This is a genomic window from Paraburkholderia sp. SECH4, assembly GCF_030511745.1.
GTDB classification, from domain to species: Bacteria; Pseudomonadota; Gammaproteobacteria; order Burkholderiales; family Burkholderiaceae; genus Paraburkholderia; species Paraburkholderia madseniana.
Map to the genome: position 1 here is coordinate 1 of NZ_JALOCP010000045.1, position 24,995 is coordinate 24,995.

The following is a 24,995-nucleotide window of genomic DNA, read 5'->3' on the forward strand; positions in this document are numbered from 1 at the left end:
AATCCGTGTTCTCGCACATTCCGCGTTAGTGACAAAGGACTCATCAGCTCCCACTTCGCACTACGTGCGTCGCGGACGGGTATGCATGGGAAACCACGGGCTTCGGTTGAGGTTTGTGGGGGCCATCGGCTTCGCCTCGGCGACGCACCTCTGCCGTCGTGCGGCTCCTCACTTCCAATGAAATGTCGATATGCTGCAATGCCCATTGCCATTGCCATTGCCATTGCCATTGCCATTGCCATTGCCATTGCCATTGCCGTAGCCGTAGCGTGGCCGTGGCAGTAGCAGTAGCGTCTGTGCGTGTGCCTTTGGATATGTAATGGCAACAGTGGTGCCGAGCGAAACGGGGGAGTTGAAGCGTAGAGGGAGGTTTTGTGAAGTACTCTTCGGCGCGCGGAGCGTCGCCGGAAGTATGACGCCCTTGTCACTGGCGTATGCAGGTGCACGAACACAGATTCCAGATGCACCACTACCTGTTGCAGACCACGGTGCCCACTTAGCATTAGCGGTTTGAGCTGCTTTCTCTTGCCTACTTCTCTTTGCAGCCGGCAAAGAGAAGTAGGTGCCGCCCCGCACAGGGGCAACGCTAATAGACTACTAACAATTCAAGGAAAGGCCAACGCCATAAGAACACTGACAAGACCGCCGAGCAGGCCAAAACCCTCGCCAAAAAACCGCCAAGCACGCAGCAAACCCCAAATTCCCGCCCATAGGGCGCAACTACTTTGACGTCGTCAACGCCCCCCATCAGCGGCCTTCAAACCAAAACAGAAACCACCTGCCGCGAACAGCGCCCAACCCCATCGCCGAAGGCAAAAACCACCCCCCGCCCCCTGGTGCACAGGGAGAAATAAACCGCTAATCTCGACCCCGCAAGCCTCCCCAAAGGCCGCGCGCAGCGCAAGAAACAACCCGCGCCGCGAATGAAATGGCCCTAAAAAAGCCAGCCGTGCAACGGCAAAAAAGCACCTCGGAGTACCTTTTGGAAAAGTCAGCATCCCCTGAAGACTGGATCACCCGCAGCCTGCGTGCCGTCTGGCACCCCTGCACCCAGATGAAGCACCACGAGCGACTGCCCCTAATCCCGGTCGCACGCGGTCAAGGCGCGTGGCTCTACGACCGCGCAAACAACCGTTATCTGGACGCGATCAGCTCCTGGTGGGTCAACCTGTTCGGCCATGCCAACCCGCGCATCAACGCGGCATTGAAAGATCAACTCGATACGCTCGAACACGCAATGCTCGCCGGCTGCACGCACGAGCCAGCCATCGAACTCGCGGAGCGCCTCGGCGCGCTCACCGGCAACACGCTCGGTCACGCGTTCTTCGCGTCCGATGGTGCATCGGCCGTTGAAATCGCGCTGAAGATGAGCTTCCACTCGTGGCGCAATCGCGGCTTCGTGGACAAACAGGAATTCGTCTGCATCGCCAACAGCTATCACGGCGAAACCATCGGCGCGCTCGGCGTCACCGACGTCGCGCTCTTCAAAGACGCCTACGATCCGCTCATCCGCAACGCGCATGTCGTCGCGTCGCCCGATGCGCGCCTCGCACAAGCAGGCGAAACCGCCGCCGACGTCGCGCGCCGCGCGCTCGATCAGGTTCGCTCGTTGTTCGAAGCACGCGCCACGAAAATCTCGGCGCTGATCGTCGAGCCGCTCGTGCAATGCGCAGCCGGCATGGCGATGCACGACGCGTCGTATATCGCCGGCCTGCGCGCGCTGTGCGATCAGTACAGCGTGCATCTGATCGCCGATGAAATCGCTGTCGGTTGCGGTCGCTCCGGTACGTTCTTCGCGTGCGAACAGGCCGGCATCTGGCCGGACTTCCTGTGTCTGTCGAAAGGGATCAGCGGCGGGTATCTGCCGCTCTCGATCGTGTTGTCGCGCGATGAGATCTTCGACGCCTTCTATCACGACGACATCGCCCGCGGCTTTCTGCACTCGCATTCGTACACGGGCAATCCGCTCGCATGCCGCGCGGCGCTCGCCACGCTCGATCTGTTCGCGAGCGACAACGTGCTCGCCGTCAACGCGCAGAAATCCGCCAGGCTAAAGGCCGCGCTCGCGCCGCTCGCCGAACATAAGCAAGTGCGCAATCTGCGACAGTGCGGCACGATCTTCGCGTTCGATGCAGTGATCGACGACGCTCAGCAAGCCAAAACATTCTCGCGCCGCTTCTTCGAAAACGCGTTGCAGCGCGAACTGCTGCTGCGCCCTATTTCGACCACGGTGTATCTGATGCCCCCCTACATCCTCGACGACGAAGAAATCGCGCTGCTCGCCTCGCGCACACGCGAAACCTTCGAAGCCACGCTCGCGGAGACCCGCTAATGCATCTGCTCGACACACTCACCGAAGGCCTCAAGGAAATCGACGCGCGTGGTCTGCGCCGCCGTCGTCGTACCGCTGACACGCCGTGCGCCGCGCACATGACGGTCGACGGCCGCGCGATCATCGGCTTCGCCAGCAACGACTATCTCGGCCTCGCCGCACATCCGAAACTGATCGCCGCCATCGCTGAAGGCGCTGAGCGCTATGGCGCCGGCAGCGGCGGTTCCCATTTGCTCGGCGGCCACTCGCGCGCGCACGCGCAACTCGAAGACGATCTGGCCGAATTCGTCGGCGGCTTCGTCGACAATGCGCGCGCGCTCTACTTCAGCACCGGCTACATGGCGAATCTCGCGACGCTCACCGCGCTCGCTGGCCGCGGCACGACGCTCTTCTCCGACGCGTTGAATCACGCGTCGCTGATCGACGGCGCGCGTTTGTCCCGCGCTGATGTGCAGATCTATCCGCACTGCGATATGGCAGCCTTGAGCGCGATGCTCGATGCCTCGGACGCCGAAGTCAAAGTGATCGTCTCCGATACGGTATTCAGCATGGACGGCGACATCGCGCCCCTGCCGCGTCTGCTTGAACTTGCAGAACAGCATGGCGCATGGCTGATCGTCGACGACGCGCACGGTTTCGGCGTGCTCGGTCCGCAAGGCCGTGGCGCGATTGCAGAAGCCGCGCTGCGCTCGCCGAATCTGATTTCGATCGGCACGCTCGGCAAGGCCGCGGGCGTGTCGGGTGCATTCGTCGTCGCTCACGGGACGGTGATCGAATGGCTCGTGCAGCGCGCACGTCCGTACATCTTCACGACTGCGTCGGTGCCTGCTGCGGCGCATGCGGTGTCGGCGAGCCTGCGCATCATCGCTGGCGAAGAAGGCGATGCGCGCCGTGCGCATCTCCGGAAACTGATCGAACGCACGCGCGCAATGTTGAAGGCCACGCCGTGGCTGCCGGTCGATTCGCACACTGCCGTGCAGCCGCTGATCATTGGCGCGAACGATGCCACGCTCGACATCGCGGCTACGCTCGATCGTGCCGGTCTCTGGGTGCCGGCAATCCGTCCGCCGACCGTGCCCGTGGGTACGTCGCGGCTGCGCATTTCGCTTTCCGCCGCGCACTCGCAAGCGGATCTGGACCGGCTCGAAGCAGGCTTGCAACAACTCGGGGCGAAGGCGGCATGAGTAGCTCGAGTCAAAGCGCGCTGTCGCTATTCGTCACCGGCACCGATACGGAAATCGGCAAGACCTTCGTCTCCGCAGCACTCCTGCGCGGTTTCGTCCGAGAAGGCCTGCAGGCCGCCGCGATGAAGCCGATCGCCGCGGGCGCGTTCGAAGTGAACGGCGTGCTGCATAACGAAGATGCGGATCAACTCGACGCCGCGTCGAGCGTCCTGCTGCCGCCGGAGATTCGCACGCCGTATCTGTTGAAAGAACCGGCCGCGCCACACATCGCAGCTGCACTGGAAAACGTCACGTTCGATATCGATCACATCGTCGAATGCCATGCGCAGGCTTTGAAACAAGCCGAGATCGTCGTGGTGGAAGGCGTCGGCGGTTTTCGCGTGCCGCTGACCGCGACGCAAGATACCGCCGACCTCGCCGTCGCGCTGAAGCTGCCGGTCGTGCTGGTGGTCGGCATGCGCCTCGGCTGCATCAGCCATGCGTTGCTCACCGCCGAAGCGATCGCCACGCGCGGCCTCATGCTCGCTGGCTGGGTGGCGAATCGTGTCGATCCGGACATGACGTTCCCCGACGAAAACATCGCTTCGATTCGCGAGCATCTTGCGCGTGAATACGACGCCCCCTTACTCGGCATCGTGCCGCATTTGAGCCCGGCTTCGCCCGAGCTCGCAGCGGATCAACTCGACATCAACCGACTCCTGCAGACGCTGCGCCACGCGCAGCGCTGAAAACCCATTACATCCATCCATGAGGATTGACGACATGACGCAACTGAACATCGCTCCGACGCCAGCCGACACGGCCGCCGCCAACAATAACGCAGCAGCAGGCGCCAAGCCGGTGGCCAAGTGGCGCGTCGCCGACATCGTCGCGCTGTACGAACTGCCGTTCAACGACCTGATGTTCCGCGCGCAACAAACCCATCGCGAACACTTCGACGCCAACACCGTGCAACTGTCGACGCTGCTGTCGATCAAGACCGGCGGTTGCGAAGAAGATTGCGCGTACTGCCCGCAGTCGGTGCATCACGACACGGGGCTGCAAGCCGACAAGCTGATGCCGGTCGATGAAGTATTGGCTGCCGCCAAGGTCGCAAAGGAAAACGGCGCGACGCGCTTCTGCATGGGCGCGGCGTGGCGCAATCCGAAGGACCGACACCTCGAGCCGATCAAGGACATGATCCGCGGCGTGAAGGCGATGGGCCTCGAAACCTGCGTGACGCTCGGCATGCTGGAGACGCATCAGGCGCAAGGTCTGCGCGAAGCGGGTCTCGACTACTACAACCACAACCTCGATACGTCGCCGGAGTTCTATGGCCAGATCATTTCGACGCGCACGTATCAGGACCGTCTCGATACGCTGGAACGCGTGCGCGATGCGGGCATCAACGTATGCTGCGGCGGGATTGTCGGTTTGGGTGAATCGCGCCGTGAGCGCGCCGGCCTGATCGCGCAACTGGCGAACATGGAGCCGTATCCGGAATCGGTGCCGATCAACAACCTGGTGCAGGTGGAAGGCACGCCGCTGACCGGCACCGAAGCGATCGATCCGTTCGAGTTCGTCCGTACGATTGCAGTTGCACGTATCACGATGCCGCGCGCGATGGTGCGTCTGTCGGCAGGCCGCGAGCAGATGGACGAAGCGTTGCAGGCGCTGTGTTTCCTCGCCGGCGCGAACTCGATTTTCTACGGCGACCAGTTGCTGACTACCAGCAACCCGCAAGCCGAAGCGGACCGCAAGCTGCTCGAACGCCTCGGTATTCGCGCAGAAGCAGCGCAGCAGATGCCGTTGGATCAGAGCGGCTGCGAGCATGGCTGCGATAAGCACGCTGCGCCGAACTAAAGAACTACGTGTACGAAGCGCGTGTGGTAAATCGCGCGCACACGAAAAAGGCCACCTCGTTTCCGAGGTGGCCTTTCTACTTCCAGGCAGAGATTTACTTCTTGTCCACGATGATCTGATCGAACGTCCCGCCATCGGAGAAATGCGTTTGCTGTGCTTTCTGCCAGCTACCGAACATTTCTTCGACGGTGAAGGTCTTGATCGGCTTGAACTCGCCCGCGTGCTTCGCGAGCACGTTCTTGTCACGCGGACGCAGATGATGCTGGGCAATGATTTCCTGCGCAGCCGGCGACCAAAGATAGTCGAGATACGCCTGCGCTTCCTTGCGCGTGCCGCGCTTGTCGACCACCTTGTCGACGACCGACACCGGCGGCGCAGCCAGCAGGCTCACAGACGGATACACCGCTTCGAAATTGCCCGCGCCCACACCCGTGTCGATCAACGACACTTCGTTTTCGAACGTCACCAGCACGTCGCCGATACCGCGCTGCGTGAAGGTCGTCGTCGCACCGCGGCCGCCCGTGTCGAGAATCGGCACGTTCTTGAAGATCGCCTTTTCGAAATCGATCGCCTGCGCATCGGTGCCGCCGTGTTGCTTGCGATAACCCCATGCGGCCAGATACGCGTAGCGGCCGTTACCCGAAGTCTTCGGGTTCGCAATCACCACTTGCACGCCGGGTTTGGCGAGGTCGTCCCAGTCCTTGATGTGCTTCGGATTGCCCTTGCGTACGAGGAACACCATAGTCGTCGTGTACGGAGCGCTATCGTCCGGCAGACGCGCGCGCCAGTTGGCGGGTACCAGTTGACCCTTTTCGGCGAGCAGGTCGATGTCGTTCGGCTGGTTCATCGTCACCACGTCAGCCTGCAGTCCTTGCAGCACCGACAGCGCCTGCGCGCTCGACGCGCCATGCGACTGGCGAATCGACACGCTCTCGCCGCTCTTCTCTTTGTATGCCGTGATGAAGCCGGCGTTGATGTCCTTGTACAACTCGCGCGTCACGTCGTACGACACGTTGAGCAGCGACGTGTCTGCGTGCGCCGTCGAGATGCCGCCGAGCGCGAGCGTCATTGCCGTCATGCCGGCTGCCAGCCAGCGCGATGCCCCCGTCTTGCCTGCCATCTTGTCCCCGCCTATCGATGATGAAAACCTGTGGCCGCACAAACGTGCAGCGTGAAGCGGGATTCTAACGGATCGCTTACTGGTTCACTCGCGCTCAACTGCGCATTCAAGTCCTCCTTCGCTTCCTCGCTCAATGACGCGTTCAGTTGCGCGCCCGGGGACTCGATCGCTTGCCGGGCAGCGGTTGCCCAAACGCCAGGCGAAGCACTCGAACCCACTCAAACAAACGCGTGCTGCGCGACCTCGAAGGTCTCCTCGCGAAAACGCAGCGGTGCCGCGCAATGCACCAGCGTATCGACGAAATACTTGGCGCGCGGCCACGGGCCGAATCCCGCCGCCGTGTTGATGTGTCCTGCGTCGCCGAGATTGACGAATGCGCTACCGAAACGCTGCGCGAGATCGCGCGAACCGGCGAGCGGCATCCACGGGTCGGTTTCACTGCCGATCAGAATCGACGGCACGCCGAGACGCCGCGCGTCGAACGGTCCGGCGAAGGCGAATTTCTCCGGGCTGGCAGGCGCGACGAACAGCACGCCGACCACATCGTTCGCATACGACGCCTGCTGCAACGCGTGCGCAGTCGCAAGGCAACCAAAGCTGTGGGCGGCCAGCACGAACGGCCCGCGTTCACGGGCGAGCAGATCGTGCAGCGACTTCGCCCAGACAGCGACGTCCGGGGCGTCCCAGTCGGCCTGTTCGACGCGCAGCGAGCGCGCGAATTGCCGTTCGAGCCATGTTTGCCAGTGCGCGCCCTCGCTGCCGTGCAGGCCGGGAACGGTGACGAGCCGCGGCGGCCATGTCGATTTGGTGCATGAAAGCATGTCTGTCCCTCGCTGCCGGAATCCGGGAAATGATTGTCCCGCCGGGCGTCGCAAGGGCGAACCAAGTTTTTGTGCTTTGTTTATGGGGCAAATGCGCGGCCATGTCGCAGAGTAAAACCGCACGCCCGTGCGCAAACGCGCGCGATTCGCGGCGAAAAAGTAGAATGAAGCCTATCCGTAAAAGGAGGAGGCCCATGCCGCAAGCGTCGTCTGAAGCACCGCGGGCGTTGCAGCCGTTCTACCGGGCCTCTCCCGTCATCCGACTCGACAACGCACGCGCCTTCCGGACCGTATGAAAATCCTCTTCTACATGCCGCATTCCGACGCCGCCGCGTGGCTGCACGACTTCGCCCATGCGCTGCCGGAAGCCGATTTGCGCGAATGGCAACCGGGCGACACCGAACCAGCCGATTTCGCGGTCGTGTGGCGCCCGCCGCGTGAGATGCTGGCCGGCCGCGACAATCTGCGCGCGATCTTCAATCTCGGCGCGGGTGTCGACGCGATCCTCGGGCTCGAACACGAGCAGCCCGGCACGTTGCCGCGCGGCGCCCAGTTGATCAGGCTCGAAGATACCGGCATGGCGCTGCAAATGGCCGAGTATGTGACGCATGCGGTGCTGCGTTACCTGCGCCGTTTCGACGAATACCAGACGCTGCAAAGCGAGCGCCGCTGGGAAGTGCTCGATCCGCATCCGCGTGAGACCTTCACCGTTGGCGTGCTCGGCCTCGGCGTCCTCGGTACGCATGTCGCGCAAGCAGTCGCAGCGTTCGGCATGCCGGTGCGCGGGTATAGCCGCAGTGCGCGGCAAATCGACGGCATCACGACCTTCGCCGGTGAATCACAGTTCGATGCGTTTCTCGACGGCGTGAAAGTGCTGGTCAATCTGCTGCCGCATACGCCGGATACGGGCGACGTGCTGAACACGCGCACCTTCTCGAAGCTCGCGAAGGGCGCCTATCTGATCAACGTCGCACGCGGCGGGCATCTGGTCGAACAGGATCTGCTCGAAGCGCTGGCAAGCGGCCAGGTCGCCGCCGCGACGCTGGACGTGTTCCGCGAAGAACCGCTGCCGCCCGATCATCTGTTCTGGCAGGAGCCGCGCATCACGATTACGCCGCATATTTCCGCGCTCACCTTGCGCGAAGAGAGCGTCGCGCAAGTCGCACGGAAAATGACGGCGCTGATGCGCGGCGAAACGGTGAGCGGCGTGGTCGATATTGAACGTGGATACTAAGCGTGGATACTGAGCAAAAATATCGAGCACGGATTTTGAACACCACCGAATTCATCTGAAGGAGCGCCGCCACGCGCGGGCTCATTGCATGGGACCGGAGTAATGCGCTAAAGCGCAAACTCCGGGGTCGACCGCTTTGCATGGGACCGGAGTAATGCGCTAAAGCGCAAACTCCGGTCGACCGCTTTGCATGGGACCGGAGTAATGCGCTAAAGCGCAAACTCCGGTCGACACAGGAGACTCATCATGGCCTTGCCCCAACGCGTCAAAATCGTCGAAGTCGGCCCGCGTGACGGACTGCAGAACGAGAAAGAATTCGTCCCCACCGGCATCAAGATCGAGTTGATCAACCGCTTGTCGGCGGCCGGCTTTCGCAACGTCGAAGCCGCGTCGTTCGTGTCGCCGAAATGGGTGCCGCAGATGGCTGACGGCGCCGACGTGATGGCCGGTATCGAGCGCCGCGTCGGCACGATCTACTCGGTGCTGACGCCGAATCTGCGCGGCTTCGAAGGTGCACTCGCTGCGCGGGCGGATGAAATCGTGATCTTCGGTGCGGCTAGCGAAGCGTTCTCGCAGAAGAACATCAATTGCAGCATCGCAGAAAGCATCGATCGGTTCGCGCCGGTCGCGCAGGCGGCGAAGGAACATGGCCTGCGGATTCGCGGCAGCGTGTCGTGTGCGCTGGGCTGTCCGTATCAAGGCGAAGTGCCGGTCGCGTCGGTAGTCGATGTGGTCGAACGTTTCGCGGCGCTCGGTTGCGACGAGATCGACATCGCGGACACGATCGGCGTCGGCACGCCGAAGCGCACGCGCGAAGTGTTCGAGGCGGTCACCAAGGTGTTTCCGCGCGAACGTCTGTCGGGGCACTTCCACGACACCTACGGTCAGGCGCTCGCGAACATCTACGCGGCGTTGCAGGAAGGCATCGAGATCTATCACGCGTCGGTAGCGGGGCTCGGCGGCTGCCCGTATGCGAAGGGTGCAACCGGCAACGTCGCGACCGAAGACGTGCTGTATCTGATGAACGGCCTCGGCATCGAGACCGGCGTCGACCTCGCGCAAGTTGTCGCGATCGGTGATTTCATTTCGACGTCGATCGGCCGGCCCAATGTCTCGCGCGCCGGCAAGGCGTTGCTTGCCAAAGCCCGCAGCGAGCAGGCCAACTGCGTTTGACGCGCGCCGCTCATTTGGCCATTCATTCCCGCACACATTTCGCCAAATCATTCAGGACCTGAAACGATGACGGATCACGCTTCCCTCGACTCCGACGATCTCGCCGCATTGCCTGACTCCGCACGCCGCGTCGCGCTGTTGTTGCGCGAACGCGGCCACGCTGGACGGATCGTAATGCTGCCGGAAACCGGCAAGACTTCCGCCGAAGCCGCGGCCGGCCTCGGCTGCTCCGTTGCGCAGATCGCCAAGTCGATCCTGTTTCGCCGCCGCGAAGACGACGCGCCGGTACTGGTGGTCGCGAGCGGCGCGAATCGCGTCGACGAAAAGAAGGTCGCGGCGCAAGTCGGCGAGATCGGCCGTGCGGATGCGAAGTTCGTCCGCGAGAAAACGGGTTATGCAATTGGCGGTGTTTGCCCGATCGGGCACGCCACCAAACCCGTCACGCTGATCGATGCCGATCTGCTGGAACTCGACAGCCTGTGGGCCGCCGCGGGTCATCCGCATGCCGTGTTCAATCTGACGGCGCAGGAACTGATTGCGTTGACGGGCGCACCGGCGATCGACGTGGCGCTGCGCGAGACAGCGTAAAGCCATGACAGCGGGCATCGATAACGAAGACGACGAGGCCGCCGTGCCGTCACCGTGCATCAGCGTGTGCAGGATGGACGCCTCGACCGGTTGGTGCGAAGGCTGCTTGCGCACGATCGACGAGATCGCCAGTTGGTCGTCGTTCGACGACGACGCGAAGCGCGCCGTCTGGGACGCAATCGAGGAACGCCACGCGGAGTTCATGGCAAAGCAGGCAAAGGCGCAGCGATGAACGCCGCGCCGCGCGTCGTAACGATCGGCGAGACGTTCAGCTCGACGCTCGAGCTATCGGCGGAATCGGTGAAGTCGTTCGCCACGCTCGTCAACGACTTCAACCCGTTGCATCACGACGACGCCTACGCCGCGCAAAGCCGCTTCGGCGGTTTGATCGCGTCCGGCACGCAACCCACCGCGTATTTCATGGCGCTACTGGCGACCTATTTCTCCACGTACGCGCAGCCGCTCGGCCTCGAGTTCGATATCAAGCTAAAGAAAGCCGTCCACGCGAACGATACGTTGACGATCAAGTGGCGCGTGCGCGACGCGTACTGGAAGCCGAGTCTGAACGGCGATCTGACGCATCTCGAAGGGAGCGTGGTGAATCAACGCGGCGACACCATGTTGATCGGCACGTCGACAATCCTGGTGATGCCGAAACCCGAAGCATCGGCGAATGCGAACGCGAGCACAAACCCGGACACAAGCGCACCATGACCAACCTACCGGCATCGATCCGGGTCTTCGAACGCGGCTGGCTATCGTCGAACAATGTGCTGCTGGTCGATGACGCATGTGTCGCACTCGTCGATACCGGCTACGCGACGCACGCGCCGCAAACCCTCGCGCTCGTACAGCAAGCGCTCGGCGCGCGACCGCTCGATCTGATCGTCAACACGCATCTGCATTCAGATCACTGCGGCGGCAACGCGCTGTTGCAGTCGACGTGGCCGTGCCGTACCGCGATTCCCGCGTCCGAAGCCGACGCGGTGCGCGATTGGGACGAAAGCCGTCTGACGTTTCGCGCCACCGGCCAGACCTGCGAACGCTTCACCTTCACCGAGACGATCGCGCCCGGTGCGCAACTGCGGCTCGGCGCGCTCGATTGGCAAGTGCTCGGCGCACCTGGCCACGATCCGCATTCGTTGATGCTGTATTGCCCGGACGAACGCATCCTGATCAGTGCGGACGCACTGTGGGAAAACGGCTTTGGCGTGATCTTTCCCGAACTGGAAGGTGAAAGCGGTTTCGCCGAAGAACAGGCGGTGCTCGAAGCCATTGCGAAGCTCGACGTGCGGCTCGTGATTCCCGGCCATGGTTCGCCCTTCACGAATGTCGAGCAAGCGCTGGAACGGGCGTTTTCACGCGTTGCGTGGCTACGGGCCGATCCGGCACGTAATGCGAAGAATGCGTTGAAGGTGCTGATCGTGTTCAAGCTGCTCGAAGTCCGCGCGATGAGCTTCGACACCTTGCTGCGGATGCTCGACGATGCCGCCGCGATGCGCGCTGCCGCCACCATGTTCAAGCCGCGTGGCGAATGGCCCACATTGGTGCACGCGATCGTCGAGGAGTTGGCGGCCAAAAACGGGCCATTGGCGATCGATGGCGAGCGCATCGTCGCGCGCCAGGCTTGACGCGCACAGGGCTGGCGCGCGGGCGGCCGGCAACAGGCGGCGAGCAAGACACCAAAACCGTCGCCCCAAAAAGAAAGCCGCTCGACCATCAAGGCGAGCGGCGGAAATTCTGTCGGACGTGATCAGCGTCGATATGAATGATACGCGTGCCGGTTTTTCGATCGCATCAGTGATTTCCCTACAGAAGCTTGACACTGCCTTTTAAACCCGCATACAGACGACATTACGAAGCTTCGTAGTCGCGCGCGTTGAACGTCATTGGTCCGTCTATATGAACAATGCGACGCGCCAATTGCTCCGGAATCCGTACTATTGCCGGCTGATCCATCGGCATCCCAGCCATTCCATCAGGTCGAAGACAGGCGTTTCTGCGGCACGATCCGCCAGCCGAGATTCACGCCGGCGGCCGCGAGCAGGATCAGCACCGCACCGAGCACCTGAATCCACGCGAGCGTCTGTCCGAACGCAACCCGGTCGACGATGATCGCCACCACCGGATAGATGAAGGACAACGCGCCGGTCATCGAAGTCGGCAGCTTCTGGATCGCGCCGTAGAGCAGCACGTACATGAGCCCCGTATTGACGATACCCAGCACGATCAATTCGAGCCACTGCACACCGTTGGTCGGCAGCGCATCGAAGCGCACGAACGGCGCCAGCATCACGACACCGAGCGACACCTGGATCAGCGCGATGAGGTGCGGCGGCGTGCCCTTCAGGCGCTTCGTGATAATCGACGAGACCGCATACATCGCCGCCGCGCCCACGGCATAGGCGACACCAACCAGATACTGGCCCGGCACCGCCAACACCGCCGGCTCGACCTTCACCACGAACACGAGGCCGATAAACGCGACCACCAGCCAGGCCACCGTCGACGCGCTGACGCGCTCGCGAAACACCAGCGCGCCAAGCGCGACCAGCATGAACGGCTGCGTGTTGTAGACGGCGGTCGCCATCGAGATCGAAGCCCGTGAATAGGCCGCGAACAGCAGCACCCAGTTGATGACGATCGCCGCGCCGCCGAGCAGCGCGAGGCCGAGCATCTTCCATGAAAAGAGCTTGCGCCTGAACAGGCCTAGCACGGCGCACACGAGCGCCAGCGTCGCGCCGCCGAAAATACAGCGAAAGAACACCACATTGAACGGACTCTGCTGCGACGACACCACCAGCCAGCCGATGGTGCCGGACATCAGCATGGCCATGGTCATTTCCGCCGCGCCGCGGCGAATCTCATTTGACGCCATGTTTCGATCCTCGAATTGATTCCTGCATGAGAAGCAGTGTAATTAATCCGATCGCCCGAATACAGGGCTAAACTTAAGTCATCCTGCGAAGAAACCTAATAATCGAAGGCCGTCATGACCAAACGCCTTGCTCCCGCCACACCCGCAACGCTCGATGAAACCGACCGCGCCCTGCTCGCCGCGCTGGCGGCGGACGCCCGCCAGCCGGTCAGCGAACTGGCGCGCCGGGTTGGCCTCTCGGCGCCAAGTACGGCCGAACGCGTCCGCAGGCTCGAAGCGCAAGGCGTGATCGAGCGCTTCACCGTGCAGATCGATCCGCGCGCGCTCGGCTTCACGCTGCAGGCAATCGTGCGCGTGAAGCCCTTGCCCGGGCAGTTGCATCTGGTGGAAGACGTGATCCGGCGGATTCCGGAGTTTGTCGAATGCGACAAGGTGACGGGCGACGACTGCTTCATCTGCCGCCTCTACCTGCATTCGATCGAGCAGCTCGACGAGATTCTCTCGAAGGTGACCGAGCGCGCGGAGACCAGCACCGCCATCGTCAAGTCGACGCCGGTCGCGCGCCGCTTGCCGCCGCTAGGCTGAGCGGAACGCACGGCCGTGCCGCGTCACCTCGCGCGTGAACGAACGGCGGCAGCGTTGCGAGCCGAACGAAGCCACTTACTGCTCGACCGCCTCGAAGAACGACAGCATTTCCGCTACCAGTTCGTCCGGCGCCTCTTCAGGAATGTAATGCCCGCACGGCAATGAGCGCCCGCTCACGTCCCGCGCGACGTGACGCCATTCCGCCAGCGCGTCGAAGCACTTCTCGATCACCCCCTGCTCGCCCCACAACACACGCAGCGGACAGCCGATCTTGTGACCGCGCTCGATGTCGGCACGGTCGTGTTCGAGGTCGATGCTCGCCGACGCCCGGTAGTCCTCACACATCGCATGCACGGCGCCGGGTTGCGCCAGCGCGCTGCGATAAGCGTCAAGCGCTTCGGGCGCGAACGGCGCGAGGCCCGCGTGACGGCTGCCCATTACCGCATCGACATACGCGGCCGGGTTCGCGCCGATCAGCGTCTCTGGCAGCGGCTCTGGCTGGATCAGGAAGAACCAGTGGAAGTAGTGTGTCGCGAAGGCGCGGTCGGTGGCTTCGTACATCGCGAGCGTCGGCGCGATGTCGAGCAGCATCAACCGCTCGACGGCGTCGGGATGATCGAGCGCCATCCGGTGCGCGACGCGGGCGCCGCGATCATGGGCGCACACGAGGAATCGTTCGAAGCCGAAGTTGCGCATCACGGCGACCTGATCAGCGGCCATCGCGCGTTTGGAATACGGTGTGTGGTCAGGGTCGCTGGGCGGTTTGCCCGAGGCGCCGTAGCCACGCAGGTCGGTGGCAATGACGGTGAAGTGCTCCGCCAGTTGCGCCGCGCACCGCTGCCAGATCAGATGCGACTGCGGGTGACCGTGCAACAACAGCAGGGGCGGCCCTGCCCCGCCCCTCACTCCGAAAATATCGACGTCGCCCACGGCGACACGAAAGGGCGTGAAATCCTCGAAGGCCATAGCGGGTCTCTTGTCGTTTGGGAGTCAAACCATTGTAGAAGCGCAATGTGTCGATGCGGGGTGGGATAGCCCACGCAAGCATAGAACCTGAACACTCCTTCCAACTGTTCCAAACGGACACGATCCGGCAGCTTCGCCTATAATCGAACGATCGTTCTTAAATTTCCGGGCGGTCATGGCAAACGCGTGGCAAATGCGTGGTGGGATTGCAGCGGCAGCACGGCTGCTGTTCAGTCTCGACGCACCACAGGCCATGGGCCGCTAAACTCACTACCGCCGGGCGCTCTACACCGCACCGGTCCGTTCATCAGGAGACTCGCACCATGGCATTGCCCGCCGTCCTGCAAAAACTCGCGCTGCCCGTCGTCGCTTCGCCGATGTTCATCGTCAGCTATCCCGAACTCGTGTTAGCTCAATGTAAGGCCGGTATCGTCGGTTCGTTCCCCGCGCTGAACGCTCGCCCGGCCGAACTGCTCGACGAATGGCTGACGCAGATTCAGGCACAGCTCGCCGAGCACAAGGCGGCTAATCCCGACGCGGTCATCGGGCCGATCGCCGTCAACCAGATCGTCCACCAGTCGAATACGCGGCTCGAGCACGACGTGCGTGTGTGCGTCGAACACAAGGTGCCGATTTTCATCACCAGCCTGCGCGCACCGGCGCGTGAGATCGTCGACGCGGTGCACAGCTACGGCGGTATCGTGCTGCACGACGTGATCAACCTGCGGCACGCGCAGAAGGCCCTGGAAGCGGGTGTCGACGGACTGATCCTGGTGGCGTCGGGCGCCGGCGGCCACGCGGGCACGACCTCGCCGTTCGCGCTGGTCGGCGAAGTGCGGCGCATGTTCGACGGCCCGATCGTGCTGTCCGGCTCGATCGCCAACGGCGGCTCGATTCTCGCCGCGCAGGCCATGGGCGCGGACCTCGCCTACATGGGCACGCGTTTCATCGCGACTAAGGAAGCTCACGCGGTCGACAGCTATAAGCAGGCGATCGTCAATTCCACGGCGTCGGACATCATCTACACGAACCTGTTCACCGGCGTGCACGGCAACTACATCCGCGAAAGTATCGTGAATGCGGGGCTGGACCCGGAGGCGCTACCGGAATCGGACAAGACCGCGATGAACTTCGGCAGCGACAAGGCGAAGGCGTGGAAGGACATCTGGGGCGCAGGCCAGGGCGTCGGTCTGATGGACGACGTGCCGAGCGTTGGTGAGCTGGTTCGGCGTTTGACGCAGGAATATGACGACGCGAAAGCGCGGTTGGGGATTGCGCGGTAAGTGGCTTGTTAAGGTGTTTTGCTGCGGCTCTCGGTTCTGGAGCCGCAGCATGTACGGTACTTACACCCAGGCGTTATGCAAGGTCCCTTGAGCGGGCCTCACATGTGGGTCGTGCGTACTGGCTCGCGCCCAAACTTCACATATTGCGGCGGTACTGCCCGCCCACTTCAAACAACGCGTGCGTGATTTGCCCGAGCGAGCAGACGCGCACGACGTCCATCAGCACCGCGAACACGTTGTCGTCGTCGATCACTGCGCGCTTCAAGCGTTCAAGCGCCGCGGGTGCGTCGTCACGGTGTTGCGCCTGAAAATCGCGCAGGCGTTTCAACTGGCTCTGTTTTTCCTCGTCGGTGGAGCGGGCGAGCGCGATCGGCTGCGGCGCTTCATGCGGATGCGCGCTCAAAAACGTGTTCACGCCGACGATCGGATACGAGCCGTCGTGCTTGCGATGCTCGTACAGCATCGACTCGTCCTGAATCCGTCCGCGCTGATAGCCCGTTTCCATCGCGCCCAGCACGCCGCCGCGCTCGGTCAGCCGATCGAATTCCGCCAGCACCGCTTCTTCCACCAGATCGGTCAACTCCTCGATCACAAAGCTGCCCTGATTCGGATTCTGATTCTTCGCCAGCCCCCATTCGCGGTTGATGATCAACTGGATCGCCACCGCGCGGCGCACCGAATCTTCGGTGGGCGTGGTGATCGCTTCGTCGAATGCATTGGTGTGCAGCGAATTGCAGTTGTCGTAGATCGCGATCAGCGCCTGCAGCGTGGTGCGGATATCGTTGAAGTCGATTTCCTGCGCGTGCAGGCTGCGGCCCGAGGTTTGCACGTGATACTTGAGCTTCTGGCTGCGTTCGTTCGCGCCGTAGCGTTCGCGCATTGCAATGGCCCAGATGCGTCGCGCGACACGGCCGAGCACCGTGTACTCCGGGTCCATGCCGTTCGAAAAGAAGAACGACAGATTCGGCGCGAAGTCGTCGATCGACATGCCGCGCGCGAGATACGCCTCGACATAGGTGAAGCCGTTCGCGAGCGTGTAGGCGAGTTGCGAGATCGGGTTCGCGCCCGCCTCGGCGATGTGATAGCCGGAGATCGACACCGAATAGAAATTGCGCACGCCGTGATCGACAAAGTACGCCTGAATATCGCCCATGACTTTCAGGCTGAACTCGGTCGAAAAGATGCACGTGTTCTGGCCTTGGTCTTCCTTCAGGATGTCGGCCTGTACGGTGCCGCGCACGTTTTCCAGCGCTGTGCGGCGAGCGGCGGCGAGTTCGCCCTCCGTGAGCGGACGACCTTGCTCCTGCACCATACGGGCGATCTGTTGATCAATCGCGACGTTGAAGAACATCGCGAGAATCGTCGGCGCCGGCCCGTTGATCGTCATCGACACCGACGTCTCTGGCGCGCACAGATCGAAGCCGTCGTAGAGCGTTTTCATGTCGTCGAGCGTCGCGACGGAGACGCCCGAGTTGCCCACCTTGCCGTAGATGTCGGGGCGCTCGTGTGGCTCTTCGCCGTAGAGCGTGACCGAATCGAAGGCTGTCGAAAGACGTTTGGCCGGCATGCCTTCGGAGAGCAATTTGAACCGGCGGTTGGTGCGGAACGGATCGCCTTCGCCGGCGAACATCCGTGTCGGGTCTTCGTTTTCGCGGCGGAACGGAAACACGCCGGCAGTGAACGGAAAGTAGCCCGGGAGATTGTCGAGCATCAGCCAGCGCAGGATTTCGCCGTGGTCGACGAATTTCGGCAGCGCGACTTTGCGGACCCTGGAGCCGGATAGTGTCGTGACGGTGAGCGCGGTGCGCATTTCGCGGTCGCGTACGCGGACGATGTGTTCGTCGCCGGAATAGGCGGCCACGGTTTGCGGCCAGGTTTTGAGGAGTTTGCGTTCGCGTTCGCCGAGGGCGGCGGTGCGTTGGGCGATGAGTGTGTCGAGTTGGGTTTGGGGCGTGTTCGCGGCGTTCGCAGAGGCATTTGAGTCTGAGCCTGCGGAAGGAGCGGTAGCGGCATTGAAGGCTGTGCCTGTGCCTGTGCCTGTGCCTGTGCCTGTGCCTGCACCTGCATCAGCTTCGGCGAGCATGCGGCGCGCTTCTGAAAGTTGCCAGCGCTCACGCGCCACCCGCGCTTGCGCGTCGGCACGCTCGCGATACGCGTGAACAGTCTGCGCGACATCCGCCAGATAGCGCACGCGTGCCGGCGGCACGATGGCGTTGCGGCCGCTCGAAAAGCGCAGGTTGTCGAGCACCGGCAGGCGGCCGCCGCCCGAGCGCAGACCGTGCGTGCGCAGCGCCTCGGCAACGTGCTGATACAGCGCGGTCACGCCGTCGTCGTTAAAGCGCGAGGCGATCGTGCCGAACACCGGCATCGCGTCGGGCGCCTTCGCGAAGTCGCCACGGTTGCGCTGCACCTGCTTCGCGACATCGCGCAACGCATCCGGCGCACCTTTACGGTCGAACTTGTTGATCGCGACGAAGCTGGCGAAGTCGAGCATGTCGATTTTTTCCAACTGACTCGCCGCACCGAACTCCGGCGTCATCACATACAGCGATTCGTCGACAAACGGCACGATCGCCGCATTGCCCTGCCCGATCCCGGACGTTTCGACGATGATCAGATCGAAGCCCGCGGCCTTGCACAGCTTGAGCACGTCTTCCAACGAACTCGTGATTTCGCTCGATGCGTCACGCGTCGCCATCGAACGCATATAGACGCGCGCGCCGCCGCCCCAATCACCGATCGCGTTCATGCGGATGCGGTCGCCGAGAAGCGCGCCGCCGGATTTTCGACGCGACGGATCAATGGCCAGCACGGCAATGGTGAGTGCGTCGCCATAGTCGAGTCGAAAACGGCGAATCAGTTCGTCGGTGAGCGAGGATTTGCCGGCGCCGCCGGTGCCGGTGATGCCCAGGACGGGGACCGCGACCGCCTCGGCGAGGACCGATAGTATTTCCTGCTCGGCTGATTTGACGCGGCCCGCTTCGTACGCGCTGACCAGTTGCGCAAGGCGGCGGAAGGTGAAGTCTGCAGGGTCTGGTTGTTCGGCGGTGCTGGCGATGCCGATGGTGCCGTCGATCTGGCTGCCTTGGAGCCCTCCACCCGCCTGCCGCCCCTTGCCGGAAACATCGCGCGCGTTGCCGTGATCGTCAGTCCGTGTCTCGACGTGCGACGCTGCGCGCGGCTCGAAACGCGGCAGCCCACTCGCCGACAAATCGGCCATCCACTCGCCAACCGGACTCTCCCGTACGGCGGCCGCAGCGCGCGCCACCTCAGCGCAGCGCGCAATCATGTCGTCGATCATGCCTTGCAGGCCGAGCCGCTGGCCGTCATGCGGCGAGTAGATCTTCTCGACGCCATAACGCCCGAGCTCGGTAATCTCGTCAGGCACGATCACACCCCCACCGCCGCCGAATACCTTGATGCGCTCGCCGCCGCGCGCGCGCAACAGGTCGACGAGATAGCGGAAGTATTCGTTATGGCCGCCCTGATAGCTGGACACGGCGACGCCGTCGGCGTCTTCGTGCAGCGCGGCGGTGGCCACTTCATTGACGGAGCGGTTGTGGCCGAGGTGGATCACCTCTACGCCGCTCGCCTGGAGGATGCGCCGCATGATGTTGATCGATGCGTCGTGTCCGTCGAACAAGGCAGCGGCGGTGACGAAACGCAGGCGTCGGCCCGCGGGCAGCTTGTGGCCACCGGCGCGCTGCGGCGTGGACAGATCGGTCATGTCTCCCCCAGATCGTTATGCGTATGGGTGCTGGCAACCAGTATAGCTAAACGGGGTGAGGCGCCTACCGCACCGCGAGCGCTTTGATCTGCTCGAGCGAAGGCCACAGCGATTCGTTCGCGAACCGCTCGGCCAGGAAGTCGACAAACGAACGCACCTTGGCCGACAGATGCCTGCGGCTCGCGTACACGACGTGGATCGGCAACTCGCGTGGGGGCACGTCGTCCACCAGCAGCGGCACCAGACGCCCCGTGGCCAGATCGTCGCCGATCACCTCGGTGCCGAGCATCGCGATACCCGCGCCTTGCAGCACGATCACGCGCTGCGCTTCCAGGTGGTTGACGATCAGGTTGCCGGTGAGGCGCACGCGCGGCGTGCCGTTGCCGGTCGCGGTCGCGACTTCCAGGGGAGCCACGCCCGCGTATTGCAGATAGTTGTGACGCGCCAGATCGGCGACGGTCTTTGGCGTGCCGTGCCGGCGCAGATAGGCCGGCGATGCGCACAGCACGAGATGGGCGGTCGCAATCTGACGCGCGATCAGCGAAGACGACTTCAGCCCGCTCGGTGAAGCCCGGATCGCGACGTCGAAGCCTTCGTCGATCAGTTCGACCACGCGGTCGGACAGGGTTATGTCCACGGTGACCTGCGGATACTGCGCGGCGTAGTCGGCCACCGCGGCCATCACATGGCTCAAGCCGAATGCCGACAGCGACGACACCCGCAAGCGCCCTTGTGGCACGACGCTCGCCGCACCCACCACCTGCTCGGCTTCTTCGAGTTCGCTAAGCACCTGGCTCAAGCGCTCGTAGTATTCGCGACCCGCCTCGGTCGGCGCGACCCGGCGCGTCGTGCGGTTCAGCAAACGCGCGCCGAGTTGCTGCTCAAGGTGCATCACGTGCTTGCTCGCCATTGCCGCCGACATCTCCATCCGCTCGGCCGCGCCGACAAAGCTGCCGACTTCGACCACATGGCGAAACACTTTCATGCTGACAAGGGTATCCATCTCAATCGCTCGCCTCAGGAATCAATCGGCGCCATTTTGCCGGGTTTATCAAAGACTGGGCGGCAAATCGGATGGACGCGGGCGCGAAAAACGGACGCCAGAAGCAGTAAAGCCCACCTTCCGGAGAAGGTGGGCTTTACTGGTATTGCCTGGTTCGGCAGGGTTGGCATCGCGCGGTACCTGCTCGCAGGCGCCGCATGCTTTGCCCCCAGAGGCTTAGAACTTCGCGCGCAGGCCGACGCCGTACGTGTTGCCGCTCGACTGGCTGGTAATCTTGTCGTACATATAAGCCGCGTAGATATCCGTGCGCTTGGACAGCGGATAGTCGTAGCCGACTGCAGCCGTCTGGCGGGTCTGGTCGAAGCCGCCGCCGTCGCGCGAATAGGCGTACGACGCCATCACCGTGCCCGGGCCGGCCGGCACGGACACGCCACCCTGCGCCGTATTCACGTGCCAGCTCGAAATGGTTTGCTGGTTATACGTGTACATGTACTGCCCAAAGAACTTCACGAACTTCATGTCGTACGAGACGCCGGCTTGCGCCACGCTCTGGCTCTTCAGGCCCGGAACTCCCGACGTATTGAAGCTGCCGAGGTCGACCGGCACATTGTTGAAGTTCACGTACTGGTACACCGCGGTCGCCGCGAACGGGCCGTGGAAGTACAGCACCTGGCCGCTCCACTTCTTCGCGCTGTTCTGACCCGCCGTGTTGCCGAGCGCGTACATCGCCGTCGCGGACAGGCCGTTGAAGTTCGGCGATGAGTACGACACCGCGTTGTTCCAGCCCGAATCGCCTGTCACGCCCTGATCCGTCGAGTACGTGGGGAACGTGCCCAGCCCGAGGTACACGTGGGTCACCATCGGCGAGAACACGTACGAGTCGATGAACGGGTTGAACAGAATCGTCGACACGAACAGCGGCGTGGTCAGACGGCCTGCCGTCACCGTGCCGTACGGCGATTCGATACCGACGTACGCGTTACGCGAGAACATCGTGTCGCCCTGGAAGCGGCCGAACTGGCCGTTCTGCGCACGGAAGAAGCCTTCTAACGTGAAGATCGCCTTGTAGCCGTTGCCCAGATCCTCAGCCCCCTTCAAGCCCCAGTACGACGTCGACATGCCGCCACCGGACACCTGGACCGCCGTCTTGCCGCCCGGGAATTTCTGCGCGCCGACCCATTCGTCGACCTGACCGTAGAGTTGCACGCTCGATTGCGCAAAAGCAGACGATGCACTGGCCAGCAGGGCGGCACACGCGGTTGCCTTGAGGGTGGTCTTCAGCGCACTGCTGATGCTTGTTTTCATGGATTCTCCTGTCTTTGTCAAAAAAGGTGTAGCTGTGCGAAAGGGGAAGCTCGCGCGAATGATTGTTGTTGTCCGTTCGTTCATCGAGCCAATCTGGGCGGGACCATCTTTGCGGACCATTTTTATGGACAAAAATATCGTGGGTTATTGCGGGTATAGCGATCTGATTAGTTTTGCCACTTATCGGCCTGATAAAGCGGTGGCCGTGTACGTCGTCACTGCATCGCCGCGGACTTTGCGGTTCCGCGCAAAGCGTTACTGACATTGCGCCCGACTGGGTGATAACGGTTCAAATGACATGCGGATGACGCGCCGCGGCGAAAACGATCAAATTTGACGACGGGAGACGGTTTGCTGCCGAATGTTTTCAAAAAAGTGTGGTGTCGAAACGTCACATTGACAGGGGCTTTTTTGGACGGCAGCGACGCGCAATACCACAGCAACCGGTTTGAAAGCCGGAGAAGCGGATTCGGCGAAGCATGGGAGGGAAAATCGGTGAGACGAGAGGTACGACGAGGAGCGGCGTTAGACCACATTGCGCGGGAGCAAGACTCCCATGCTGCCATTAGTTACGGTACGGCGAACCTTCCTGCTGACGCGGGTCGTCCCCTTGGCGCTGCACTGCACGCGGGGCGCCGCGCTCTTCGTTGTAGCGGGCGACATCGGCGCGAATCGAACCGGCGCGAACCGGCGCGTTGGGCGGCGGACGCGGCACCGCGCGCGATTCGGTGCTGACAGGCGTGATAGCGCCGGCGTACTGCATGCCGCCGCGGCTGTCGTTAGGATATCCGGCCGGCCCGGTGACACGATGCATGCCGGGGTTGTAGCCGCCAAAGCCGTTGGCGTAGTTGCCGGGGGCGAAGTTCGAACCGCCACGCGGCGAGTGCGCGTTGCTCTCGGCCATGTTGTTGCGAGCCGGTCTCGCATTGGCGGCGCCATAGTAATAGCCGCCGTTGCGCGCATCACCGCGCATTGCGTGACCCGTGGCGGCATGCGAATAACCGCCACCACCGCCGCCGTGCGGTACGCCAGGCACTTTTGCATAGGCGAACGAGCACAGCGCAGTGATAACCGCGCCCAACGCCCAGTGCTTCGTTCTCGACAACCCGTCCACCAAGTGACTCACATGCCCGAAGACCTGCCTGAAGCCCACCGTTCGAGCTGCGATGGACTTGTTCTGGGACCGGCACGAGCGCTGCGTATCTGTCGCGGCGCGGGGCATCCCGATGGCCTTTGAGCGTAATTTATGGGTGTCGGCAAAGGGTGTCGAGCCAAAAAGTGTTAGGCCTCGACCGCTGTTGTAACACCTTGTTACTGCGACGTTTTTCCGCGACAGTGTCCTTGCGCGAAAGCCTTGAAACAGCTTGCTCGAGCGGCCTTTGCAAGATCCGCTGAGGGTCCCTGAGTATGACGAATCCAAGCCGGTTTTTTGCCGGATTGTCAAAACGGCGGTGGACCAAACAGATACGGTCACCAATACTGGAACTGCCCGCCGGCCCGGGCGTGAGACCGCCGAGGCAACGATCTGATGCGCGACGCTCATTAATCGATTCGGTAAATGAATTTGCATATTCAATCGGTTTTCAACAACAATAGCCGTTTCCCATAGCCTGAGGCGGGCAGATTCGCGCGCCCTGCTTTCCGCATCACCGAATCGAGATTCCGCCATGGCTCGCCCGAAACTGCTTCCCGACAATTTCACCTTGTGCCTCGTGGGCACCGTGATCCTTGCCAGCCTCCTGCCGGTTCACGGGCAGGCCGCCGTCGGGTTCAACTGGGTGACGAACGTTGCGGTCGGCCTGCTGTTTTTCCTGCACGGCGCCAAGCTCTCACGCGAAGCGATCGTTGCGGGCGCGACGCACTGGCGTTTGCATCTGGTAGTGCTGCTCAGCACGTTCGCGCTGTTTCCGCTGCTCGGCCTCGCGCTTAAACCGCTCCTTTCGCCACTTGTCACGCCGGCGCTCTACGCGGGGGTCCTCTTCCTCTGCACGCTGCCGTCGACGGTTCAATCGTCGATCGCGTTCACGTCCATTGCCAAAGGCAACGTGCCGGCGGCCGTATGCAGCGCGTCGGCCTCGAGCCTGCTGGGCATCTTCATCACCCCCGCGCTCGTCAGCCTCGTCGTCACCAATCAGGCTGCGAGCGGCGGCGCCTCGCCGTGGCATACGGTGGGCAACATCGTTTTGCAACTGCTGGTGCCGTTCGTGGCCGGGCAGTTGCTGCGCCCGCTGATCGGCAAATGGATCGAGCGTAATCGCGGCGTACTGAAGTTCGTCGACCAGGGCTCGATCCTGCTGGTGGTGTACGGCGCGTTCAGCGAGGCCGTTGACGAAGGCCTGTGGCACCAGATCCCGCTGTCCGCACTTGGCGGCCTGCTGTTGATCAGCGTTGTGCTGCTCGCGCTCGCGCTGGGCGTGACGATCCTGGTTAGCAAGCGGCTCGGCTTCAACCGCGCCGACCAGATCACGATCATCTTCTGCGGTTCGAAGAAAAGCCTCGCCGCCGGCGTACCGATGGCCAAAGTGATTTTCGCCTCGCATGCGGTGGGCGCCGTGGTCTTGCCCCTGATGCTGTTCCACCAGATCCAGCTCATGGTGTGCGCCGCGCTCGCGCAGCGCTGGGGGGCTCGCGACACCAGCGGCGAAACCCGCGCGGCTCCGCGCGAGCGGCCCGCCGCCGCTGTCGCGCGACGTTGAATACGCGCGCAATGCAAACAGGACATTCATAAGCGCCCTCCCTGAGCGTCATTTGAAGAAAGCCGCCTCGTGCGGCTTTTTTGTTATTTCACGCTCAAACGCCGCCGCTGTCGCCTCAGCCGGATGGCATAGGCAAAGTCCTGGTCGTGGCACAACCGTCGCCAGCTGGCCCAAGGCCGCGACGCACCACCTCGGTGCAACGCGTCACTGAAACTTCACTTAACTCCAGGCTGAATGGGTCGATAAGACGAAGGTCGA

At 62.8% G+C, this 24,995-nt stretch carries 21 protein-coding genes; 13 read left to right on the top strand and 8 right to left on the bottom strand.

What is annotated here, in order from left to right; genetic code table 11:
• The first annotated feature begins 982 nt into the window (after positions 1-982).
• From bioA to bioB, 4 genes are read left to right on the top strand one after another with little or no spacing between them, the layout of a single operon-like run.
• On the top strand, positions 983-2,332 hold the full coding sequence (gene bioA, locus M0D67_RS36160; RefSeq protein ID WP_266241910.1) for an adenosylmethionine--8-amino-7-oxononanoate transaminase: 1,350 nt from the start codon (positions 983-985) through the stop codon (positions 2,330-2,332).
• On the top strand, positions 2,332-3,516 hold the full coding sequence (bioF, locus tag M0D67_RS36165) for an 8-amino-7-oxononanoate synthase (RefSeq protein ID WP_266241912.1): 1,185 nt from the start codon (positions 2,332-2,334) through the stop codon (positions 3,514-3,516). The genes bioA and bioF overlap by 1 nt, the downstream gene beginning before the upstream one ends.
• Positions 3,513-4,244 carry a dethiobiotin synthase gene (gene bioD, locus M0D67_RS36170; protein ID WP_266241914.1) on the top strand — a complete coding sequence of 244 codons (732 nt, stop codon included), beginning with the start codon at positions 3,513-3,515 and terminating at the stop codon, positions 4,242-4,244. The genes bioF and bioD overlap by 4 nt, the downstream gene beginning before the upstream one ends.
• Positions 4,245-4,278: 34 nt before the next feature.
• Entirely contained in the window at positions 4,279-5,358 is a 1,080-nt protein-coding gene (bioB, locus tag M0D67_RS36175; protein ID WP_171925115.1) for a biotin synthase BioB, read from the top strand.
• Positions 5,359-5,452: 94 nt separating this feature from the next.
• Here the strand turns inward: bioB and M0D67_RS36180 are convergent, their stop codons facing one another.
• Positions 5,453-6,478, bottom strand: a complete 1,026-nt coding sequence (locus M0D67_RS36180) for a sulfate ABC transporter substrate-binding protein (protein WP_171925114.1) — start codon at positions 6,476-6,478, stop codon at positions 5,453-5,455.
• Positions 6,479-6,696: 218 nt separating this feature from the next.
• Complete coding sequence (locus M0D67_RS36185; RefSeq protein WP_266241916.1) at positions 6,697-7,299, bottom strand: alpha/beta hydrolase; 603 nt, start codon at positions 7,297-7,299, stop codon at positions 6,697-6,699.
• Positions 7,300-7,591: 292 nt separating this feature from the next.
• Here M0D67_RS36185 and M0D67_RS36190 point away from each other — a divergent pair, with 292 nt between their 5' ends.
• The 6 genes from M0D67_RS36190 (at position 7,592) to M0D67_RS36215 (ending at position 11,925) form a co-directional block, all read left to right on the top strand.
• A complete protein-coding gene (locus tag M0D67_RS36190; protein WP_171925112.1) occupies positions 7,592-8,533 on the top strand; it encodes a glyoxylate/hydroxypyruvate reductase A in 942 nt (313 codons plus the stop codon).
• A gap of 246 nt (positions 8,534-8,779) precedes the next feature.
• The gene (locus M0D67_RS36195) at positions 8,780-9,706 is read left to right on the top strand and encodes a hydroxymethylglutaryl-CoA lyase (RefSeq protein WP_266241917.1); all 927 of its coding nucleotides are present in this window, start codon (positions 8,780-8,782) and stop codon (positions 9,704-9,706) included.
• Positions 9,707-9,772: 66 nt separating this feature from the next.
• The gene (locus M0D67_RS36200) at positions 9,773-10,294 is read left to right on the top strand and encodes a YbaK/EbsC family protein (RefSeq protein ID WP_171925110.1); all 522 of its coding nucleotides are present in this window, start codon (positions 9,773-9,775) and stop codon (positions 10,292-10,294) included.
• 4 nt (positions 10,295-10,298) lie between these two features.
• Positions 10,299-10,526 carry a DUF1289 domain-containing protein gene (locus M0D67_RS36205; protein WP_154558823.1) on the top strand — a complete coding sequence of 76 codons (228 nt, stop codon included), beginning with the start codon at positions 10,299-10,301 and terminating at the stop codon, positions 10,524-10,526.
• A complete protein-coding gene (locus tag M0D67_RS36210; RefSeq protein WP_266241918.1) occupies positions 10,523-11,008 on the top strand; it encodes a MaoC family dehydratase in 486 nt (161 codons plus the stop codon). Before M0D67_RS36205 ends, M0D67_RS36210 begins: the two co-directional genes overlap by 4 nt.
• A complete protein-coding gene (locus M0D67_RS36215; protein ID WP_171925108.1) occupies positions 11,005-11,925 on the top strand; it encodes an MBL fold metallo-hydrolase in 921 nt (306 codons plus the stop codon). Before M0D67_RS36210 ends, M0D67_RS36215 begins: the two co-directional genes overlap by 4 nt.
• Before the next feature lie 347 nt (positions 11,926-12,272).
• Here M0D67_RS36215 and M0D67_RS36220 read toward each other — a convergent pair whose 3' ends face one another.
• A complete protein-coding gene (locus M0D67_RS36220) occupies positions 12,273-13,172 on the bottom strand; it encodes a DMT family transporter (RefSeq protein WP_097391023.1) in 900 nt (299 codons plus the stop codon).
• 114 nt (positions 13,173-13,286) lie between these two features.
• On the opposite strand from M0D67_RS36220, the gene M0D67_RS36225 reads away from it, so the two are divergent.
• Positions 13,287-13,757, top strand: a complete 471-nt coding sequence (locus tag M0D67_RS36225) for an Lrp/AsnC family transcriptional regulator (RefSeq protein WP_093644768.1) — start codon at positions 13,287-13,289, stop codon at positions 13,755-13,757.
• 75 nt (positions 13,758-13,832) lie between these two features.
• Here the strand turns inward: M0D67_RS36225 and M0D67_RS36230 are convergent, their stop codons facing one another.
• Entirely contained in the window at positions 13,833-14,723 is an 891-nt protein-coding gene (locus M0D67_RS36230; protein ID WP_266241919.1) for an alpha/beta fold hydrolase, read from the bottom strand.
• A 323-nt stretch (positions 14,724-15,046) separates the two neighbouring features.
• On the opposite strand from M0D67_RS36230, the gene M0D67_RS36235 reads away from it, so the two are divergent.
• Positions 15,047-16,006 carry a nitronate monooxygenase family protein gene (locus tag M0D67_RS36235; protein ID WP_154558828.1) on the top strand — a complete coding sequence of 320 codons (960 nt, stop codon included), beginning with the start codon at positions 15,047-15,049 and terminating at the stop codon, positions 16,004-16,006.
• Between the two features lie 136 nt (positions 16,007-16,142).
• On the opposite strand, the gene M0D67_RS36240 is transcribed toward M0D67_RS36235, so the two are convergent.
• The 4 genes from M0D67_RS36240 to M0D67_RS36255 form a co-directional block, all read right to left on the bottom strand.
• Positions 16,143-19,733 carry a methylmalonyl-CoA mutase family protein gene (locus M0D67_RS36240; RefSeq protein WP_266241920.1) on the bottom strand — a complete coding sequence of 1,197 codons (3,591 nt, stop codon included), beginning with the start codon at positions 19,731-19,733 and terminating at the stop codon, positions 16,143-16,145.
• Positions 19,734-19,797: 64 nt separating this feature from the next.
• Positions 19,798-20,736 (bottom strand): LysR family transcriptional regulator, encoded by a 939-nt coding sequence (locus M0D67_RS36245; RefSeq protein WP_171925105.1) that lies wholly within the window; start codon positions 20,734-20,736, stop codon positions 19,798-19,800.
• Between the two features lie 216 nt (positions 20,737-20,952).
• Positions 20,953-22,041 (bottom strand): porin, encoded by a 1,089-nt coding sequence (locus M0D67_RS36250; protein ID WP_171925104.1) that lies wholly within the window; start codon positions 22,039-22,041, stop codon positions 20,953-20,955.
• A gap of 565 nt (positions 22,042-22,606) precedes the next feature.
• Positions 22,607-23,155: a hypothetical protein gene (locus M0D67_RS36255; protein ID WP_266241965.1), complete on the bottom strand. Its 549-nt coding sequence runs from the start codon at positions 23,153-23,155 to the stop codon at positions 22,607-22,609.
• A gap of 553 nt (positions 23,156-23,708) precedes the next feature.
• Here M0D67_RS36255 and M0D67_RS36260 point away from each other — a divergent pair.
• Positions 23,709-24,737: a bile acid:sodium symporter family protein gene (locus M0D67_RS36260; protein WP_171925103.1), complete on the top strand. Its 1,029-nt coding sequence runs from the start codon at positions 23,709-23,711 to the stop codon at positions 24,735-24,737.
• Positions 24,738-24,995 lie beyond the last annotated feature (258 nt).